This window comes from Streptomyces sp. NPDC006134, from assembly GCF_040628835.1.
Lineage (GTDB): Bacteria > Actinomycetota > Actinomycetes > Streptomycetales > Streptomycetaceae > Streptomyces.
In genome coordinates, this window is record NZ_JBEXTV010000142.1 from 1 (window position 1) to 2,433 (window position 2,433).

The window sequence follows — 2,433 nt, forward strand, 5'->3', positions numbered from 1 at the left end:
ACGCGTCCAGATCCAGCTCCCGCGTGAGCTCGTCGAGGTGGCGTACGGCATCGACCTTCGGCGCGAACACCCTCGCCAGGCGCTCCGGGGTCAGCATCCCGATGACGCCGTCGTCGGTCACGCCCGCGGTGTGCACCACACCGCGCAGGTCGGGCACCGAGGCCAGCAGGGACTTCACCTGGGCGCGGTCCGCCAGGTCACAGGCCACGGCGGAGACCTCCGCGCCGTGCCCGGTCAGCTCCGCGACCAGCTCCCGCACCCCCTCGGCGGCCGCGCCCCGGCGGCTGGCCAGCACGAGCCGGCGCACACCGTGCCGCACGACCAGGTGCCGGGCCACCAGGCCGCCCAGCGACCCGGCGCCCGAGACCAGGACGGCTCCCTCCGGCCCGAACGCCGTCGCCCCGGCCGTGCCTCGGGCGGCGGCGCGGGCGAGCCGGGGGACGAAGAGGGCCGTGCCGCGCACCGCGGCCTGCGGTTCGCCGCCGGCCAGCGCCGCCCCCAGGACGGGCGGCAGCGTGTCACCGGACACCGGGGCGGCCGGATCGGTGTCGATCAGGAGGACGCGGTCCGGGTTCTCGGCCTGCGCGGCGCGCACCAGGCCCCACACCGCCGAGCCGGCCGGGTCCGTCACCGTGCCGTCACCGGCGGGCACCGCACCCCGGGTGACCACGGCGAGCCGCGTCTCCTCCAGGCCGGGCCCGTCCAGCCAGCACTGCACGACTTCGAGGACGCGGGCGGCCAGTTCGAGCACGGCGCCCTCGCCCTCGTCGCCGACGGCCTCCACGACCGCCACGGCCGGGGCCTCGGCGACGCCCGACTCCACGTCGTCGGCCAGGGTCGCCACGTCCTCCGCGGTGACCACGGGCACCCACGGCACCGCGGGCTCCGCCCCCTGGAGCGACAGCAGCTCGGTCCACTCCACCCGGAACAGCGAGTCGTCGTACGCCGTGCCCGCCGCCGCGTCGAGCTGCTCGGCGGAGACCACCCGGGACACCAGCGAGTCCATCGACACGACCAGGGCGCCGGCCTCGTCCGCCGCGGCCAGCGACAGCGCGTCGCGCTCGGGCCGCGCGAGGCGCACCCGCAGCACCGAGGCGCCCGCGGCGTGCAGCACGAACCCGTTCCACGCGAACGGCAGCCTCAACTCCTGCCCGTCCGGCCCGGGTCCGCCGTCACCGTCGCCCGCGGCCGCCCCCGCGATCCGGAGCAGCGGCGCGTGCAGAGCGGCGTCGAGCAGTGCGGGGTGGATGCCGAACCCGGCGGCGTCCTTGCGCTGTTCCTCGGGCAGGGCGACCTCGGCGAAGATCTCGTCGCCGCGCCGCCACAGCGCGCGTACGCCGCGGAAGGCGGGCCCGTAGCCGTATCCCACCTCGGTGAGCAGGTCGTAGCCACCGCCGGTCGCCACCGGCTCCGCGCCGGGCGGCGGCCAGGCCGTGAAGTCGAACGCCGCCGGGCCGCCGTCCGGCGGGGCCGTGGCGGCCAGCATGCCGCTGGCGTGCCGGGTCCAGGCGTCCGCGCCGCTGACGCCGTCCTCGCGCCGCGAGTACACCTCCACGGTGCGCGAGCCGCTGTCGTCCGGGGCACCCACGGCGACCTGGACGCGTACGCCGCCCTGCTCCGGCACGACGAGGGGCGCCTCGATCACCAGCTCCTCGAGCACGCCGCACCCGGCCTCGTCACCGGCCCGTACGGCCAGCTCGACCAGGCCCGTGCCGGGGACGAGCACCACGCCGCCGACCCGGTGGTCGGCCAGCCAGGGGTGCGACTCCAGCGACAGGCGCGAGGTGGCCACCAGCCCGTCGGACTGCGGCAGTTCCACCACGGCGCCGAGGAGCGGGTGGTCGGTACCGGCGAGCCCGAGAGAGGTCGCGTCGGTGGGGGTCTCCGTCGGCTTGAGCCAGTAGTGGCGGTGGTCGAAGGCGTACGTGGGGAGGTCGACACGCGCCGTCGTGGCGCCGGAGGGCAGGATGCCCGTCCAGTCGACGGGGACACCGCGCACGAAGACCTCGGCCATCGAGGTCAGGAGCCGGCGCAGACCGCCCTCCTCACGCCGGAGCGAGCCGGTGACCACGGTGGCGGTGTCGCTCTCGTCGGCGGTCTCCGTGATCGGCTGGACCAGCACCGGGTGGGCACTGACCTCGACGAAGACGCCGTGGCCCTGGGCCAGGAGCTCGGCGACCGCCGGGCCGAACCCGACCTGGCCGCGCAGGTTCCGGTACCAGTAACCGCCGTCCAGGACACCGCCGTCCTCGACCCAGCCGCTCGTCACGGTCGAGTAGAAGGGGATCGCCGGGGCCTGGGCCTCCATGCCGGACAGAGTCTCGGCCAGGGTGTTCTCGATGTCCTCCACATGCCGGGTGTGGGAGGCGTAGTCCACCGCCACCCGGCGCACCCGGACGCCGTCGCGCGAGAGGGCCTCAAGCGCCTCGTCCA

General features: G+C 76.2%; 1 protein-coding gene. It reads right to left on the reverse strand.

What is annotated here, in order from left to right:
• Positions 1 to 2,433, reverse strand: a 2,433-nt coding sequence (locus ABZ340_RS36505) for a KR domain-containing protein (RefSeq protein ID WP_358786200.1), incomplete at both ends; no start/stop codon positions are given.